Origin of the sequence: Calothrix sp. NIES-2100, from assembly GCF_963875285.1 — a bacterium.
In the GTDB taxonomy this organism is placed as follows: domain Bacteria; phylum Cyanobacteriota; class Cyanobacteriia; order Cyanobacteriales; family Nostocaceae; genus Aulosira.
Genome location: NZ_CAWNLA010000001.1, coordinates 5,131,165 through 5,149,670, shown reverse-complemented (window position 1 = coordinate 5,149,670; position 18,506 = coordinate 5,131,165). Strand labels below are relative to the sequence as shown.

The 18,506-nt window shown below is 41.4% G+C and carries 15 protein-coding genes; 7 read left to right on the top strand and 8 right to left on the bottom strand.

What is annotated here, in order from left to right; all coding sequences use genetic code 11:
• Positions 1-267: 267 nt before the first annotated feature.
• The 3 genes from AACU32_RS21140 to AACU32_RS21130 form a co-directional block, all read right to left on the bottom strand.
• On the bottom strand, positions 268-1,065 hold the full coding sequence (locus tag AACU32_RS21140) for a hypothetical protein (protein WP_096602984.1): 798 nt from the start codon (positions 1,063-1,065) through the stop codon (positions 268-270).
• Positions 1,066-1,591: 526 nt separating this feature from the next.
• Positions 1,592-2,245 carry a glutathione S-transferase family protein gene (locus AACU32_RS21135; RefSeq protein WP_096602982.1) on the bottom strand — a complete coding sequence of 218 codons (654 nt, stop codon included), beginning with the start codon at positions 2,243-2,245 and terminating at the stop codon, positions 1,592-1,594.
• 8 nt (positions 2,246-2,253) lie between these two features.
• Positions 2,254-2,508: a hypothetical protein gene (locus tag AACU32_RS21130; protein WP_339378142.1), complete on the bottom strand. Its 255-nt coding sequence runs from the start codon at positions 2,506-2,508 to the stop codon at positions 2,254-2,256.
• 198 nt (positions 2,509-2,706) lie between these two features.
• On the opposite strand from AACU32_RS21130, the gene AACU32_RS21125 reads away from it, so the two are divergent.
• Together AACU32_RS21125 and AACU32_RS21120 are read left to right on the top strand one after the other, a co-directional pair.
• Entirely contained in the window at positions 2,707-3,603 is an 897-nt protein-coding gene (locus AACU32_RS21125; protein WP_096602978.1) for a LysR family transcriptional regulator, read from the top strand.
• A gap of 264 nt (positions 3,604-3,867) precedes the next feature.
• The gene (locus AACU32_RS21120) at positions 3,868-4,563 is read left to right on the top strand and encodes an SHOCT domain-containing protein (RefSeq protein WP_096602976.1); all 696 of its coding nucleotides are present in this window, start codon (positions 3,868-3,870) and stop codon (positions 4,561-4,563) included.
• A gap of 209 nt (positions 4,564-4,772) precedes the next feature.
• Here AACU32_RS21120 and AACU32_RS21115 read toward each other — a convergent pair whose 3' ends face one another.
• Complete coding sequence (locus AACU32_RS21115) at positions 4,773-6,347, bottom strand: DHA2 family efflux MFS transporter permease subunit (protein WP_096602974.1); 1,575 nt, start codon at positions 6,345-6,347, stop codon at positions 4,773-4,775.
• A gap of 194 nt (positions 6,348-6,541) precedes the next feature.
• Here AACU32_RS21115 and AACU32_RS21110 point away from each other — a divergent pair, with 194 nt between their 5' ends.
• A complete protein-coding gene (locus tag AACU32_RS21110; RefSeq protein WP_096608102.1) occupies positions 6,542-7,141 on the top strand; it encodes a TetR/AcrR family transcriptional regulator C-terminal ligand-binding domain-containing protein in 600 nt (199 codons plus the stop codon).
• Between the two features lie 352 nt (positions 7,142-7,493).
• Here the strand turns inward: AACU32_RS21110 and patD are convergent, their stop codons facing one another.
• Positions 7,494-7,847 (bottom strand): heterocyst frequency control protein PatD, encoded by a 354-nt coding sequence (gene patD / locus AACU32_RS21105; protein WP_096602972.1) that lies wholly within the window; start codon positions 7,845-7,847, stop codon positions 7,494-7,496.
• A 296-nt stretch (positions 7,848-8,143) separates the two neighbouring features.
• Here patD and AACU32_RS21100 point away from each other — a divergent pair, with 296 nt between their 5' ends.
• Positions 8,144-10,414 (top strand): RelA/SpoT family protein, encoded by a 2,271-nt coding sequence (locus tag AACU32_RS21100; RefSeq protein ID WP_096602970.1) that lies wholly within the window; start codon positions 8,144-8,146, stop codon positions 10,412-10,414.
• Between the two features lie 112 nt (positions 10,415-10,526).
• Here AACU32_RS21100 and AACU32_RS21095 read toward each other — a convergent pair whose 3' ends face one another.
• Both AACU32_RS21095 and AACU32_RS21090 read right to left on the bottom strand, forming a co-directional pair.
• The gene (locus AACU32_RS21095; RefSeq protein WP_096602968.1) at positions 10,527-11,408 is read right to left on the bottom strand and encodes a succinate--CoA ligase subunit alpha; all 882 of its coding nucleotides are present in this window, start codon (positions 11,406-11,408) and stop codon (positions 10,527-10,529) included.
• Positions 11,409-11,755: 347 nt separating this feature from the next.
• Positions 11,756-12,982, bottom strand: coding sequence for a succinate--CoA ligase subunit beta (locus tag AACU32_RS21090; RefSeq protein WP_096602964.1), 1,227 nt, complete (start codon positions 12,980-12,982; stop codon positions 11,756-11,758).
• Between the two features lie 617 nt (positions 12,983-13,599).
• On the opposite strand from AACU32_RS21090, the gene AACU32_RS21085 reads away from it, so the two are divergent.
• Both AACU32_RS21085 and AACU32_RS21080 read left to right on the top strand, forming a co-directional pair.
• Entirely contained in the window at positions 13,600-15,591 is a 1,992-nt protein-coding gene (locus AACU32_RS21085; protein WP_096602963.1) for a hypothetical protein, read from the top strand.
• Between the two features lie 149 nt (positions 15,592-15,740).
• The gene (locus AACU32_RS21080) at positions 15,741-15,983 is read left to right on the top strand and encodes a hypothetical protein (protein WP_096602961.1); all 243 of its coding nucleotides are present in this window, start codon (positions 15,741-15,743) and stop codon (positions 15,981-15,983) included.
• Between the two features lie 111 nt (positions 15,984-16,094).
• Here the strand turns inward: AACU32_RS21080 and AACU32_RS21075 are convergent, their stop codons facing one another.
• Positions 16,095-16,484, bottom strand: a complete 390-nt coding sequence (locus AACU32_RS21075) for a hypothetical protein (RefSeq protein ID WP_096602959.1) — start codon at positions 16,482-16,484, stop codon at positions 16,095-16,097.
• 579 nt (positions 16,485-17,063) lie between these two features.
• Between AACU32_RS21075 and namA the strand changes: the two genes are divergently transcribed.
• Positions 17,064-18,131: an NADPH dehydrogenase NamA gene (namA, locus tag AACU32_RS21070; RefSeq protein ID WP_096602957.1), complete on the top strand. Its 1,068-nt coding sequence runs from the start codon at positions 17,064-17,066 to the stop codon at positions 18,129-18,131.
• Positions 18,132-18,506: the final 375 nt, after the last annotated feature.

Below are 18,506 nucleotides of genomic sequence, written 5' to 3'. Positions count from 1 at the left end.
ATTCGCAGGAGATGAAGTTGACTTATCCTGTTACTGACCCGAATTCAATAAACGACTACCCCAATTCAATAAACGACTACCCGAATTCAATAAACGACTACCCCAATTCAATAAACGACTACCCGAATTCAATAAACCGGAAGCTATCGGCTTAATGGTCTGTCCCATGATTAAGTTGACACGTATGGGCACTGCCCTGACAATTATCTGTACAATCTGCTGTAATTTCTCTATCCTTTGTAATGAGAAATGACACATTAGCAATCATCACTCAATTTCTTCACAACGAATTAATAATGTTTCCATCGCTTCTGCTAGGGAAATTAAGTCTGTCCAAGAGGAACCACTGACTAAATTTTGTGCGTGCGCTAATCGGTTGCGTAGCTGTTCGGCAGATTTGAGAAAACGCTCTCCAAATCGCTTAGATTTTAGTCCCAGTTGCTCAAGAAGTTCTGGTTGATTTAAAACTAACTCTCGCTTATCACAAAATTGCAGATAATCTAACAAATCTGTGGCTTCGTTTCTTTCTTGGCTTTCTCGCCATAATCTTTGAGCAACTTGTAAACGTTCTGGTTTTAATACTTCTTGCCATGAATCTTGAGGATAGTAAAGCCGCACGAGTCGCAGCAGATTCATTTCTAGCAGTGTTACTAAGCCAAACAGCAGCATTCTTGCAGGTGCTTTTTGCAAATCGCCACAGGTAATAATTCCCGTTACTTGATTGCAGTCAAGCACAAATAATCGGGGAGTTTGTTGCAGAATGGGTAACAATTTCATCAGTGGGGTGGAAATAGCGATGAGTTCTTTGGGATGAAACACTCGCTGATAATCGCTGCACTTACCTGATGTGGCTTTTATCAGGCTGGTGCGTTCTACATAGCCAGTGATAGTATCTCCCGACTCCACACCAATCACATCAAAATCCCGTGCTTGCATCCAATGCAGCACTTCTGTTACCTCGGCTTCAGCCGCAACTGCTTTCAGCGGTTCTGCGACGTATTCAATGGTGATGTTGTTCTCAAACAAACTCCGCAAATCTTGAGAACGCGATTTAAGGTGTTTCATCTGCGCTTATTTATAAGTCATCCGCAGCATAAGTATTTCATAACAGCTGACATTTTTTCGGTGCAAACTGTGTACTACTGTGGATGACATCCTAGCAAAAGTTTAACTCAAGTTACTAGTTATTAGACTTCTTGCATAAGTCGGGAAAAGGGGAACTCGGGGCCCCACTTCGTGGGGATTAGGGGTAGGGGGAAGGGGAAAAGGTTTTGTATTATCCCCTTTACCTTTAACCTTTACCCTTTTCCCCCCTCTTGCAAAAAGGACTTTTGCAAGAGGTCTATTCTACACTATGGCTTCGCGCGGCTTCGCGCTGGCATGTAGAATGACTATTCATGATAAAATCTCCTCCAGAGAGAAATTGGTTGAGGTAGATATTAAATAAAAAATTGTCTCTGCTACGTTAATCGACTCAATAGACTCAGATCCCCGAATTCTTTAAGAAGTCGGGGATCTTGTTGTTCACCTATGTATGGGAATTTGCATTTTAATAGACGAATTTAGGGAACGTTGAGGACGGAAGTCAAAACTACAATTCATATTGAGAAAGAACTTCTGTTTCGGTTTTGGCTGCTTGTATCCATTCTTGAATTGCGGGAAGTTCTAAAATTGTCTCTACATATTTTCTAGAAATACTATCTAATTGCACATCGTAAGTGACAAAGCGTAATACGACTGGGGCAAACATGGCATCAGCAATTGTGAATTTGCCAAATAACATATCCCCATCGGCTGCAAATTTTGACCGGAATTGTTGCCAAATGCTGGTAATGCGGTCAATATCTTTTTGCACTTCTGGTGTTAACCCTTTACCTGGTAATTTAGCTCGGCAATTCATGGGCATATTTTGCCGGAGATTTTGAAATCCTGAGTGCATTTCTGCACTAATAGAACGAGCTAATGCTCTATTTATTTTATCTTCTGACCACCAATCCATATCGGGGAATTCTTCTGCTAGGTATTCGCAAATCGCTAGAGAGTCCCAGATGCTTTGATGATTATGTAAAAGCACTGGTACTTTTTTTGAAGGCGAATATTGCTGAATTTTTGATGCAGTTTCAGGGGTGTAGAGAGGAATGCAAATTTCCTCGAATTCCACCCCGAATTGCTTTAAAGCTAACCAAGGACGTAATGACCAAGATGAATAATTTTTATTACCAATTACTAAGGTAAGTTGCGTCATGTTGATTTTTACTGTCTGTAAAGCTGCTCAATCCACATAGTTACATCAACTTCTGAACCGGAAGCGTAGGACTTTCCGGTTACAGGATCGTAAGCTTGCCAATAGATATTACCGTGTCGGTCTACTTTTTGGATAACTTGTAATTCTTGAGGGTCTGCTAGTAGTGTTTTTACGGTATTGTCCCATAAACCATGCAATGCTTGCCCGATTGACGCGAGGATATTACTAGTTTTAGAAGTTATTTTTATCTCTTCGGGTTGCATGCATCTAATATCATTTCTCATAGCATTATTTCCGATAGATGCTCATTACAACAAAACTGTAACAACCCTTGAGTGAATAATCAAAACATGGCTTGTATAGTTTCTATAAATGCCATTTATAGATATCAAAAATCCGAATAGAATATTTTTGACACAATTGAGTCAGGATTTTTCTCACTCTTATCTTTTCAATTCGCCATGAAACTCTCCCAACTTCGAGCCGTAGTTGCTGTAGCAGATTGTGGTAACTTTAGTGAGGCAGCTTTGGAATTGCAACTTTCACAACCAGCAATTAGCCATGCGATCGCCACCTTAGAAGCAGAATTGGGTGTCCCCTTATTTACGAGAGGTCGTCATGGTGCGGTACTCACACCTGCGGGAGAGCGCATTTTATACCATGCCCGTCAGTCATTGCAACATCTAGAGATGATGCAACAGGAAGCGAATATGTATAAAGGGTTACATGGTGGACATGTGCGGGTTGCAGCTTTTCGCAGTGTTGCTACTCATTTATTACCAAAAGCGATCGCTCAGTTTCACGATCAATTCCCAGAAGTGGCTGTAACAATCATCGAGTGTCTTTCTTACCTGGAGGTAGAACATTGTTTGCGCGAAGGACGGGCTGATATTGGGGTGACTTATTTACCGACTAGTGATGAGTTTGAAGTATGGGAAATTATTAGAGATGAGTATGTGGCTTTGCTACCACCAACCGCCAAAGTTAGCACTCCGAAAATTACTTGGGAAGACATAGCTGTCTATTCACCAGTTTTGCTGTCTTGTTTACCCTGCGGACGCAATCTCCACAGCCACATGAAGGTTGTAGCAAATTTCATTCATACTATTAGTGATATTCAGGAAGACTCTACTATTGTCAGCCTGGTAAATCAGGGACTAAGAGCTGCTATTATTCCCCAGCTAGCAGCTGTACCGATTCCGCACAATGTCCAAGTATATAGTTTACCAACACCCCTAGAAAGAGTCATGGGAGTTGCGATTTTAGCTAATGGTCTTCAGATTCCGGCGGTATTCACGTTTTTAGAAATGCTGAATAAATTTGACTTTTATAGTCTGGCTAAATCCGCTTATTTATAATATCAAAAGCTCATTCACGAGTAACAAAGCCTCGTTAATGAAGCTCAAAGCCTGATTTTTAGGTTGGATCTGAACGAACGTTTAGAACTTGATGTGGCATAAAAATTTCAACAATTTTGATGTAATTAATTCTGGGTAAAGGTTGCAGCCGTCGCCTCGCGGCTGGTGACAGCTGCAACCTTTACCCCTTGTTGCTGATTTTACTGGTATATTGTAAACTTCTTAAAAGTATAAATCATGCAAACTAAAACACATTAATAAATAATGAAAGTAAAAATTTTCATATCAGCAGTATTGTTGGCTAATTCTATAGCACTAAATCCATCCTCTGCCATAGAAAAAAATAGTAGTTTGATTGCTAATGATATTAGTTCTCTAAATCAGACACCAGGGAAAATAGTACAAGCTATACCACCAAAAGTGATTAAACTTCGTCTAGCCGATAGTGGTGTTTCAGTAGGTAGCGTTATCACTTGGGGATTTGGGGGTTTGATACAAAAAAGGTCTACTGATTGGGTTCGTTTAGAAATTAGTGATAATCAAGTAAGAGTCATACATACAACCAGAACTACTAATTGGTTAACTCAGTTTTCTAAGTGGTGGGATCATCCTGTGAGAAAAATAGCCTTTAAACCAGATTCTTGCCAAATAGATAATACACAAACCCAAGGGAGTCCAAATATAGAAAACCAACTAAGAGAAATTAAAAGACTATACGATTCTAAATTGATCACAGAACAACAATATCAAGAATTACAGCGTAAAATCATCAATCAAATAAGTATAAATCCCAGCCCAAATGCCACTGTTAATTCAGAATGCGTTGTCTTAGGAGAAAATGGAATAGTAAAACTTCAAGATATGAATTTAGTAACTAAAGGGGAATTTAAAATTGAATATTTAGAGGGTGATGAATGGAAATATGCAGCTTTTAGAGTACCTGCAAAAAACTATGAGTAGTAGATATTGGTGCATTAGGCTGAGGTTTGGATAGGAGTTTTTCCGTCCGGAGAATGTACATTCTATAAGCTTCTTAGGAATTTTGTGGAGACCTACGAACACGCTTATTGCTGGAAACATCAAAGACGTTCATCTACCTTGCCATGATTCGGATCATGGTGAGGCGATTGACCTAAAATGTAACCTTTCAAAACTTTTCAAACATCCTCTTAATGACCCACTGGTGCTTTTGCTCCTGCTCCACCTTTACCTAAAAACAGCAACAAAGGCAATGAGCAAAGAAACGCTACACCCACTACTCGAAATATATCTGCAAAAGATAAAACTGCTGCTTGGACATTTACTGTTTGACTGAGTATAGCTAGTGCTTGTTGCTGTGCTGTGGTTGCGTCCATACCTTGGCTTTGCATCGCCCCAATTAGTAACTCAAGACGCTGAGTTGTTTCTGGATTATAAGGGCTAAGGTTTGTTAACAACATAGCTCGATGAAAAGCTTCGCGTTTGTCCAGTAAGGTAGTGAGAATAGCAATACCAACGCTACCACCCAATTGTCGGGTGAGGTTGTAAAAGCCTGAGCCTGCTGAAATATCTTTTTTGGGCAGCGATCCCAATGTTGCTAGACTCAGAGGTAAAAACATGAGTACGGTAAAAGCCCCACGCCATACCAAAGGCCAAAATAAATCGTCGGCTCCAGTTTGGGAAGTGAGTTTTGATAAATCAAACATCACCATAGCTGTTCCCACACCACCGATCGCAATTAAAATTCTGGCATCGATTTTGGTGGACAATTTACCTAACATCACCATGACAATTGCTGAAGCTAAAGCACCAGGGGCGAGTAAAAGTCCTGTCTGGCTGGCGGTAAAGTGCAGAATACTCTGAGCAAAAATCGGCACAGCAAATAGTGCGCCATACAATCCCATCCCGACGATCGCAGATAAAACACTCCCCGCAGCTAAGGAACGGTGATGTAATACTCTTAAATCGACAGCAGGATGAGGCGTTTTCAATTCTTGCCAAATAAACAGTACCAATCCGACAACGCTGGCGATCGCTAAACTGGTGATGAAGCCAGAAGAAAACCAGTCTTCTTTTTCCCCTTCTTCTAAGAAAGTCTGCATACAGCCAATCGCAATTACCAAAAACCCGATCCCCAACCAATCGACAGCTTGGCTTTGTGTCCGACTTTTGTCTTTATCTTTGGGTAAGAACATCCAACACATCACCACAGCCAAGATCCCAAAAGGAATATTAATAAAGAAAATCCAGCGCCAACCTAAAGCGTCGGTGAGGTAGCCGCCTAAAGTTGGGCCAATTGCTGGGCCGGAAATTACTCCTACCCCAAAGACTGCTTGGGCTAAACCTTGTTCAGCAGGAGGAAAGGTTTCAAATAAAATGGCTTGGGCTTTGGCTAGTAGTCCCCCACCAAATAATCCTTGGGCGATACGGGAAATAATCAGCATTGGGAGATTAATTGATAGCCCACAGATGACTGAGGCGATGGTGAAGCCAATCAGCGAAAAAATAAAATAGGTTTTTTTACCAAAGTAATCTCCCAACCAAGCAGATAAGGGAATTAAAACAACGTTAGCGATCGCATATCCGGTAACTACCCAGGCAATTTCACTCACAGTTGCCCCTAGGCTGGCTTGCATCGAGGTCAGCGCCACGTTGACAATGCTGGTATCAATTACCTCTAGAATTGCGCCTAGGGCAGCAGAAAAGGCGATCGCCCATTTCAGCGGCCCCTGAATATAACCACCTTGATTTACATGAGTTGTCATTTGTCATTTGTCATTTGTCATTGGGCATTGGGCATTGGGCATAAGTTATTTCTTCTCTGGTTCCTTGTCCTTCTTGTCCCCTCTCTTACCCATACGCTACGGTAGCGTATCGTATATAATTAGTCAAGGGCACTGAAGGTTAAGAAACTGGGCGTTAAATTGCCAAGATGTTATTGCTGAGAGAAGATGCGTTTATGAGTAAGCAGATAAATAGCCCTACTGGACGACCACGTAGCACCCATGCTGACCAGGCTATTCTCCAAGCAACCTTGGATTTACTGGCAGAGGTGGGATATCAAAGTATGAGTATAGAAGCGATCGCCTCTCGCGCTGGAGTTGGCAAAACTACCATCTATCGCCGTTATTCTTCTAAAGAAGAACTAGTTGCAGATGCGATTGAAAGTCTCAGGGCGGATTTAACGATCCCTGATACAGGAAGTTTCTGGGGAGATATGGATATTGCGATCGAGAATGCGGCGAAAAAAATCCTCAGTCCCCTTGGTCGTCAAACACTCGCCTTAATTATCAGCACCGCATCTAGCAATCCTCAATTTGCCCAAGTTTATTGGACAAAATACACTATGCCCCGCCGTGAGGCCTTTGCCATAGTCCTGCAAAGAGCAAAGTCTAGAGGAGAAATTCAGGAAAATGCCGATGTCGATCTGATCTTTGATCTGCTGAGTGGGTCGCTATATTACGCAATTATATTTAAACCCACAGATGAGCCGGTAGAAACCTATATGCGCCGGATTACTCAGCTTTTACTTCAAGGTATTGGCCATCAAGAAGAATAAGAGTTGGAGAGGTTTTTTGCGAAAGTCCAATAAAATTTAGTTTTATATAATATCTCTGAACAGAGAAAAATATTATCTGCCCAAAGAAGTTTTTTTGAGTGAGGTGTGCAATTGATTAAAACCTTTGCGCATAAGAATTTCCGATTTTGAGCATCAGAAAATCATATCTTTGGGGATCAAAATTTTGGGTAATTTTTGCCGCTGTTCTCATTCGGGACTCTGCCAAGGGAAGCGTTGGGATCGCACAAGTTCAGCTAGAAGATAAATGATTGTAGAACTTGTTGCGAAAATAGCTGTCAACAATCAGATTTAGGTGGGATGATAAAGAAACACAGAAACAAGGGATTAATAATTATTGTTCCCCCATTTCTTCTCGTCGCAGGATAGCATCACAATATCGGATGAGAGTCGTCAAGCGATCGCTAATTGTTTGCAGCCTAGCTTGTGCAGTTGATACCTGCCTTGCACCTTGGAAAAACATAACGTCAATTTCCAACAGCCGCAGCTGCTTACTCATCTCTGTCCGATAAGACTGCTCCCGCGAGTCTGCCTCAGTTAAAGGTACAATCTGCTGTACAAACAATTGTTTTAAGGAGGCTAAACGCTGTCGCAGTTGATTGCCATCAAGTTGGGTGTTTGTAGCATCAGAGCGGAATTCCTCTAGAAAGCTAGCCAATACCTGATATTTATCTGTATTTAGAGACATCCAGTGCTAGTTAAGATAGTATTAATGTCAAGCAATTTTTTTTCTACAATAAACTTTCTTAAGCTCTTTTTAGAACTAGAAGCCTCAAATCATGCTTTGAGGCTTCATTTGCCAGCAATATATTTTTGGGATGATGAACCGAGAAACAAGCACTGGATGATTACCATAGGCAATACAGGCATCAAATTCATCTGACTTGATTAACTAGCCTTTGGGCAACAGCATTTGCTATCGGCGATGCTGTGATTTTTGTCCATATTTGAACTTATCCACAGATCACCTCTAGTCCCCTTTGTATGAGCACCATAGTTCTCAATACCGCAATTGATGTTCCACTTCCGGAGTGGCTTAAGAAATGCTTAATCCAATCTTCGGTAAGTAGCAGCGAAGCAGAAAATGACCGAAGGTATCATGATGCAAATTTAATCTGTCGAGCATTTGAATTTGCTTATCAACTGCATCAAGGACAATACCGGAAATCCGGCGAACCATACATTTGTCATCCTGTCGCCGTAGCTGGATTACTGCGTGATTTAGGCGGTAGTCCTGCTATGATAGCAGCTGGATTTCTCCATGATGTAGTCGAAGATACAGATATCACAATTGAACAAATAGAAGAGCTTTTTGGAGCAGAAGTCAGGCAATTAGTTGAAGGTGTTACCAAGCTTTCTAAAATAAATTTCAAAAGTAAAACTGAAAGTCAAGCAGAAAACTTTCGGCGGATGTTTTTAGCAATGGCACAGGATATTCGAGTCATTGTAGTGAAGTTGGCAGACCGTTTGCATAATATGCGAACTTTACAATTTATGCCAGAGGAAAAACGCCGCCGTATTGCTCAAGAAACACGAGATATTTTTGCTCCCTTAGCAAATCGTTTGGGGATCTGGCATTTAAAATGGGAACTAGAAGATTTATCGTTTAAGTATTTAGAGCCAGATGCTTTTCGCCAAATTCAACAGCATGTTTCAGAAAAAAGAACATCGCGGGAAGAAAAATTGGCAAAGGCTACAGCAATTTTGCGCGATCGCTTGCAACAAGCTGGGATTAAATGCCTCGATATTAGCGGCCGTCCCAAGCACCTATATAGTATTTACCAGAAAATGCAACGACAGCAAAAAGAATTTCATGAAATTTATGATTTAGCAGCGTTGCGGATTATTGTTGAGACTAATGAGGAATGCTACCGTGCTTTAGCAGTGGTTCATGATGCCTTTCGCCCAATTCCTGGTAGATTCAAAGATTACATTGGTCTACCAAAACCGAACCGTTACCAATCATTACATACTGGCGTAATTGGGCTGACTGGTCGTCCTTTAGAAGTGCAAATTCGCACAATGGAAATGCACCATATTGCGGAGTACGGAATTGCAGCTCATTGGAAATATAAAGAAACTGGTGGTTCTAACACTAGCCATTTAACGACAACAGATGAAAAATTTACTTGGTTACGCCAGTTACTAGAATGGCAAAGTGACTTAAAAGATGCGCAAGAGTATTTAGATAGCGTCAAAGATAATTTATTTGAAGATGATGTTTATGTCTTCACCCCGAAAGGAGATGTTGTCCCTTTAAGTCCCGGTTCTACTAGTATAGATTTTGCTTATCGCATTCATACAGAAGTAGGAAACCACTGTGCAGGAACCAAAGTAAATGGGCGCATGGTTCCACTATCAACCCGATTGCAAAATGGGGATATTGTGGAAATTATGACCCAAAAGAACAGCCATCCCAGTTTGGATTGGTTGAACTTTGTCAGAACCTCCGCCGCCAAATATCGGATTAAACAATGGTACAAGCGATCGCGCCGGGAAGAAAATATTGCCCGTGGTCGGGAATTACTAGAAAAAGAACTGGGTAAAACTGGTTTTGATAGTCTGCTGAAATCAGATGCAATGCAGAGTGTCGCCGAAAAATGTAATTACCATAGTGTGGAAGATTTACTCGGCGGTTTAGGTTACGGTGAAATCACCCTGAATTTGGTGCTGAACCGTTGGCGAGAGGTAGTCAAAGGCCAACAACCGCTTGCTGTCGTCCAGCCATTTCTACCAAAAGAGTCAGCAGCAGCAGCAAAAGCTTTACGAGAAGCGCCGACAACTTCCCGCGCTAGTGATTCGCCAATTGTTGGGGTAGAAGGTTTGGTGTATCATCTGGCTGGGTGTTGTACCCCAATTCCTGGTGAACCGATCATTGGTGTAGTCACACGCGGCAAGGGAATTTCCATTCACCGCCAAGGGTGTCATAATCTCGAAAGTGTAGAGTATGAACGCCTAGTACCAGTACGCTGGAACCCAGCAGCCGAACATAGTTCCCGTCCTCATACTTACCCGGTGAATATTCAGATTGAAGCACTTGACCGCGTAGGCGTTTTAAAAGATATTTTATCTCGGTTAAGCGACCAGGGGATCAATGTTCGCTATGCGCAAGTGAAAACAGCGATTGGACAACCAGCGTTAATGGACTTGGGTATAGATATACGCGATCGCCCACAACTAGAACAAGTGTTTATCCAAATCAAAAAAATGAGCGACATTCTCAATATTCGTCGTGTTGGTCAGATTGACGAGTAGGTCAACAGTCAACAGTCAACAGTCAACAGTCCATAGTCTAAAATTTCTTGACCATGTACCCTGAGCGCAGCCGACGCACCAGAAAGGTTTACCATTGACCATTGACATGATATTATATCATTCCTTTTTTCACCAATTCGGGAATTTGGGAAGGACGTTCGGCTACTGGAACTTGTGCTTCTTGGAAAGCAACTAATTTATTTTGTGCTGTACCAAAGTTAGGATCGCGGCCGATAATGGTTGCTAAAGTGCCAGTTTGCCGCCAATGTTTTCCTGGTGGTGCATGTTTACCTGCAATATAGGCAATTACTGGTTTATCAATGGCTTCGGTAATGTAGCGCGCCGCCGCTTCTTCACTACCGCCACCTGGTTGACCTACTAAGACAATTGCTTGTGTAGTTTCATCCTCATCAAGAATTTGCAGCCATTGCAAAAACGAGGAACCAACAATCGTGTCACTACCAATACTCACACTAATTGATTGCCCTAAACCAGCTTTGGTTAATTCCCAAGCAACTTCGTAGGTGAGAGTACTGCTGCGACTGACAATACCCACATTACCAGGGGTATAAAATTCACCAGGATGAGTACCTAAGAGAATTTTCCCAGGAACAATGATCCCCGGACTATTAGGGCCGACCACCAGCGTTTCACAAGCCTCGGCTTTACGCAGTAATTGCACCATATCTAAAGGAGGCACGCCAGCGGAAATGATGATAATCTGGCGAATATTAGAGGCGATCGCTTCCAATGCTGCATCTAGCACTTGGTAAGGGTTGACACATATAATTGTTGTGTCAATTGTCCCAAACTGTGCTACCACTTCCTCAACCAAATCGAAGACTGGAAGATCGTACAGTTGTTGTCCACCAAATCCAGGATTTACACCAGCAACTAAATTAGTACCATAAGCTTTCATTTGCGTAATATGAGTTGCTGAGATAAATTCACTGAACCCTTGGATTAACACTTTACTGTCTGTCGTTAAGTTCATAAAAAATTAAGGTAATTTTGGCATCCCTGTACCATAAGTTACAGGGAAGAGATTGAGATATGCATAGTGTTACATGATGCAATTTTGACTATATTTTACAAATATTGTCAGAAAAAACTGATTAAATCTAGTTTATGCTGGGAAAATGTCAAATAAGTATTGTAGATCACATTAACTTATTGCCACTACTTTTCAAGTCGCTCAATAATTGGGAAATTTTCCGCCTCTTTTCCCACAGTGCTGAGGCAGAAATCTATACAGATTATTTGCGATCGCAATACTTATTCAACCAACATTTGAACGCCTGTATTCATTTCGGGGATTTTTACTTGCAAGGTAAAATTTTATTACCTTTTATAAGTAGTTAACTTTGCCAGACGGACTGATTCGGCCACTGCCTCATCTAAATTTTCTACTAATATCAGGGTATCGCCTTGGCTTTTAAGTGTGGCTAAATATTTTCTAGCGGCGTTGAACTCAGAACCAGCAAGACGAACTACTAAGCGCGGGAAACCGCCTTCACGACGGTTTTTGTTACCATTTGTACGTACAGCCTGCGGTTGAACTGCACTTTTGTCTTGTTGGAGAAATCTGCTGAGAATTTCCGCAAATTCTGTAGATTCGGGAATACTACCCAAGAGATTGATCAAGATCACTTGTACAGTTTTATCAGCAGCCAAGATTTTCAAACTTGTATCTAAGCGATCGCAGAATGTAGTCTGGGCAGTATCACTTAAAAAAGCATGGCGTAAATTCAAGCACAGACCAGGCTTACCTCCAGCATTGACGACTAAATCTAAAGTTGCCAATACCGAACCAGTACCATTACCCAGAATGCCGATTTTACCGTGCATTTCTAAGTTATCCCATTTGCCCAAATGCCCATTAGTCTGACTATGACCATTAGTTTTGACTATTTTTGCTGCCATTTGGGCGATTTCTGGATGACGACCAATCGCCCGTTGATTGACTCTCACTTTACCATTCAGCGCCATGACTTGACCGGAGGCACTGATTGCTAGGGGATTAATTTCTACTAAGTCTAAGTCTTTTTGCATAAATAGCTGATACATCTTTTCTATAACATCGCTAATCGATTGCATTAGCGTGCCCTCTAAACCTAGTTTCAAAGCTAGTCGGCGGGCATAAAATGGAGAAAATTCCTGTTTGACAACAACATACTGCATTTTTTCTCCTGCCGATTCCCAATCAATATCTGCTTCCTTGCAGCCTAAAAGTACTGGTCGGCAAACAGCGGTATCTAAAACCACTGCTAAATATAATTCTTGCTTAGCATCATATTTTGATTCTGCCAGCACAACCTCTGGTAACTCGCCCCAAATTGGCAAATTGAAGATTGATTGTGCAGCGGCGATCGCATCAATTGTTGTTTCGACAATCCTAACTCCACCAGCTTTAGCCCGTTCAGCTGCATGGACTTGGGATTTGAGGACTACGGGATAGCGAATTTTTAACCGCTTGAGATCTGTGGGATGGTCAATTCGTTGAGAGGGTAATACAGGAATGCCTATTTTCCCAAACCATTCTTTAACTTGGTATTCTAATAAATCCATGAACACGCACCTGGTAGCGACATTATTTGCAAAGTATTGCTGTGAGTATTGTTGTGAATAAAGTTCTGGCTTAAGTCCTAAGCTATAAAAATTTATTTTTCATCGTTCAATTTTATCTAATTCAGCCAGTAAGGTAAATTAAATTTCCCAACCAAAAATTCGGTGGTCACTCAACAAGATGTCATCAATCTCCTCAGTAAATTTTCTAGGTTGTCAGCGAACCACCATATTTATGATTATTTTCAGTCTACTGGAAAAATCTCCATTCCCTTGTGGGTGGAGATTTTGTTAGTAGTAGAGGTTTAGCAATGGTTTTGCCCTACAAATGACCCGCGCAGTGAGGGAGAATGTCCAAAAATTTTATTATGCCCATTTTTCTGCTGTAATTTCTACTTTAAGCACGATTGTCAAATATTACTTTTAGCAGTAGCCAACTTAGCAGCCGCAGATAATTCCAGTCCGGTGGATTTTTGCTCAAAAGTCAGAAGTTGTGTTAGAAAGTTGGTCAATCTGATTATCTGGCTCTGGTTGCTTAAACTGTGCATCTGCATTCAACAAACGAAAGTCCTTCCTTTCCCACCCTCAAAGATAAGAAACACAATATAGAAGAACCCTCTATGAAAGTAGCAGTTCAGCCGGATGACTTACAGCTGCTAACCAAAACTTTGCAGGAACTCTTCCTGTCCGAAGTTTCATCTGGCGGAGTCTTCCAAGTAAAGTGTGCCGTCACTAATGACGAACTGATGATTCTCATTCAACATCCAGTAGGTTTGACAGTTGACACTCCAACACTGTTTCAACTGGTTGAGGATGTCATCCAGTCACTAACAAGCGATCAAGAAGAACAAATTGTACAATGCTTTCTGAGAGTATTGGGTGAACAACGTCCTTATAGCAAACGTTCCCTCTATATTAAGCAGAGGGTGGAAATCGATAAGATAAATGCCTACCCGACTCTACAAGCGAGTGATTTGGACGAGTCAAAGGGTAACTCCTTTGGTAATCGATTAATCTTCCCTTCATTCTCTGACCCCATGAGAGCAGCTACAATCGATGAGAATGATTCAGCATTCACGCCTGGTATCTCCACAAATTCATTCATTGATGAAAATGATTCACCATTTACGCCTGGTGTCTCCACAAATTCATTCATTGATGAGAATGATTCACCATTCGCCCCTGCTGTCTCCACAAATTCATTTATCGATGAGACTGATTCAGCATTCACGCCTGGTGTCTCCACAACTCCAAAGAGCGATGACTCTGAAGAAGAAGCCTTTGACCCCTTCGCAGGCGGGCCAGATTTGTTGATTTCTAAGCCAGCAAAACCAATTAAAGCGATTTTGTTGGGTGTAGTGTGTGTCGGAATTGTTTTGTTAGGTTCCGGAACTTATTTACTGACTAATCCTTGTTTAATATCACAGTGTCAGGCAATACAAAATGCTGAGCAATTGAAAACAGAATCTAGACGATTGATGCACCAAGCTAAATCGGAAAAACAATTATTATCGGTGCAACAGCAAATAGAAGCATCAACTTTAGAATTATCACAGATCCCACCTTGGTCTATTCATCACCAAAAAATCGAGGAGCTACAAGCAAGTTTATCTGGAACGGTGGAAAAAATCGATCAGGTAGTCAAGGCTTTGCAAGCAGGATCTTTGGCGATGAGGAAATCTAAATTGCCTACTACTAACTTAGAGGAATTGCAAGCTAGACAAAAACTGTGGCGACGGGCGATCGCACCATTAGAAGCGATCGCAGCCAATAGCGAATTGTACAATCTAGCACAAGGACAATTACTGGTTTATCGTGCCGGATTAAACAGTATTAACCAGCAATTACTCGTAGCAGAAAAATGGTTAAAGAAAGTCGAAGCTGCTAAAGCTGTAGCCAATGCCGCCTCAGGGCAAGAAACAACAACCAAATCCTTAAAGGACTTACAAAAAGTTCAGTCTACTTGGCAGGTAGCAGTTAATGCTTTGAATATCGTACCCCAGACTAGCTCTGCATACCCAGAAGCACAACAACTGTTGATAGAATACAAACCAAAACTGGCAGCAGCAACCAATCGCGCCACAAAAGAACTATTAGCTAGCAAAACTTACCAACAAGCAATCAACGCTGCAAAGCTTGCCAAGACATATGAGCAAAAGCAACAATGGCAGGCGGCTGTAGCCCAATGGGAATTAGCTGTACAGTCTGCCAAACAAATTGCCGAGAATAGCTTTCAATACCGTCAGGCTCAATCTTTAATAGAACCATACTCTGCCACACTCAAACAAGCACAAGCAAAACTAGAAATTGCGAATAGGTTGCAACAAACCCGTACAGATCTGAATAAAGTTTGCACTGAGGGAATGCGGATTTGTACTTTTATCATCAATAATCAAGAGATTACTGTGCAATTAACCCGTGAATATGACCTAGCACGGCAAAGTAATTTACCTCCTAATCTACCAGGAAAACCAAACATAATTACTAACGGGAATAAGCACTTGGAACTTTTGCAGCAAGCTCTAGGAGTCATCAGTGACAATGCGAACTTGTCCTTGGCTATCTATGATTCCCAAAGAAAACCAGTATATAAGCGATCGCTAGAAGGGTAGCTTTGGGAATGGGGCATTTGTCCTGATTGCCCCCCTAATCCCTATTTTCAAGTTAGATGGTCATGTGATCAATCAGACAACGAGGGTAGGAAAATCTTTCTTCCCTAGTCCTGGTTCCCCTAGCCCCTATTTTCAAGAGAGATGTATTCATGGCTTCTGGGATTTACGCGATCGCTAACATTGGTCGCTTGAAAGTTTTTATTGGAGATATCCACAGTATTCAACTAAATTGGCCGCGAATGTTGGAAATGCTCAACAGTGGCAAATATCCGCACGCAGCGTTACAACAAGAGTGGCAAAAAGTCGGACAGCATCGACATTTCACATTTCATACCCACAAAGAAATTGCAGGCGATCGCGAAATCATTGGCATTGAACAACTCGAAAGATAGCATTAATTTTCAGGTACACAGAGGGTGGCAAATTTTCGACTTGCTAGGGGGTTGAGATTAGCGATCGCTTGTAACATGCTTTCCACTTCCAGAATACTTTTGTTGTAGAAATTAGAATCTTACTCCTAGTTGTCCATTGAAACCACGAACAGAATTGTAACCTGCACCAACAAAAACATGATCGGTAGCACCCACCTGAACACCACCAGAAACCGCAACACCTTTATCTTCTGAGTAATATCCTAGTCCCACATAAGGTGATATAACTGGTAAATTGAGAAATTTCAAAACATCTACTCCTGTAGAACCGTTGGGGCCTGCGCCTACTTCCACACCTAAATTTAAAGCTCTAGCTCCCACCGCATAGGTGACATCGCCATCATTCCCACCCACTGACACCCAAGGTTGTGGTATTAGTTGCGCCCCAGCCTGATTTGGGGTAAACAAACTCAAAAAACCTAGCGATGCAATTAATGTTTTGACAATTACTGCTGTTTTCACGTTACTCTCCTCAAATTAAGTGGCACATTTTAATTGTTTTTTTGAGAATCTTCCTGGTTTTACAGCACTGTTAACCCAGATGTATCTATGATGTGTAATGGTGACGAGTTTAACTTTGCTTAAGTGCCCACTCTCATGTGACAAAATGCGGTCAATATCATCTTACTGGCGCGATCGCAATTTTGTCTTTCTAATTGTCTGTTCCTCTTTGCTTTTGTCATACTTTGAATATATGAAACTCATTTGATGAGTTTATTAGCAGGGATGCTGATTCTTGATTTAGACAGGCACATAGCTGACCTCTTAAACCAAATCTGCATCTTCAACTTGGTATCAAATATCGAAAGCTGTTTGAGTCTGGCTGACATAACTACTAACTACACATGTGATGTAATTGATGATTTTCTTGGCACTTACAACTGTGGAATGTAGCAATGCGATCCTGTTGATTGTTGCTTTGCTTCCCAACTTCAGTGTGTTTAGGAAAACATCTATCTATAGACGTTTCAGCTAATGTGAATTTACTGCGTAACTCTATTACTAATTTCTTTCACCTACCAAGAGAAGGAATCTATAACAATGGCACACCTGTTTGAAGCATTCAGGATTCGTGAAGTTACCTTTCGTAACCGCATTGCGGTTTCACCGATGTGTCAATATTCCAGTACTAATGGTTATGCTAATGAATGGCACAAGGTACATCTAGCTTCTCGTGCAGTTGGCGGTTCTGGTTTAGTCTTAACAGAAGCAGCAGCAGTAGAGGCTAGGGGACGCATTAGCCCCCAAGATTTGGGAATTTGGTCCGATGAACATGTGGAGAATTTAGCCGAAATTGTGGAATTAATTCATAATTTTGGTGCTGTTGCGGGGATTCAACTCGCTCATGCGGGGAGAAAAGCCAGCACGGCTAAACCAAGCAAGGGCGGAAAATACTTGGATGAAAATCAGGAGGGTTGGCGACCTTTAGTTTCCAGTAGTGCGATCGCTTTTAGTAAAGATAGCCCCATCCCTGAAGCCCTAACTATTGAAGGTATTCAACAAGTTACAGATGCTTTTGTCCAAGCAGCCAAACGTTCTTTAACAGCTGGCTTCAAAGTAATTGAAATTCATGCTGCTCATGGTTACTTGCTGCATCAGTTCCTCTCACCCTTGGCTAATACTCGCACAGATGATTATGGTGGTAGCTTTGAAAACCGTACCCGTCTGCTAAGGGAAGTCGTTCAAGGCGTGCGAGAAGTTTGGCCACAAACACATCCATTATTTGTCCGGATTTCTGCTACTGACTGGGTTGACAAGGGTTGGGATATAGAGCAAAGTGTTGCTTTAAGTGACAAACTCAAGTCTTTAGGTGTAGATTTGATTGACTGCTCTTCAGGTGGCATTATACCGGGGATTAACATCCCACTGAAACCAGGCTATCAAACTCAATTTGCTGAACGCATCCGCCGGGAAGCAAATATTGATACAGGCGCAGTCGGCTTAATTACATCTGGTGAACAAGCAGACCAAATTATTCGTACAGGAAGCGCTGATATTGTGCTGTTAGGACGTGAACTACTTCGCAATCCTTACTGGCCGCACCTAGCAGCTAAACAGCTGGGACATGATAAACTCTGGCCGGTTCAATATGACCGAGCTTGGCAATAATATTAAGTCTATCTAAGTTCATCTGCTATCTCGCTCAAGCTGCGGATCACAAAAAATTCGCTTTTTTCTCTGGATATGGTGGGCAATGCCCACCATACTTAATATTTCTTTATATTGTCCAATTGTTAATAACTCTACCGGAATTCCTGTTTAAAGATGTGTCATGAGTAACACATAAATGACATATCAATGACATATCAATGACATATCAATGGTACTTCCACAGATATATATTTGATAAATTGCTTCTGCTAAAATGCTTCTTAATCTTTTATGTTTTACTTTCAAATGTAAAAAAGTTTTGGATGAAAATGTAAAAGATTAAACAAAAATTAGGCAACAAATTTCCGGATTTAGTTTTACTGAATTGAAAAA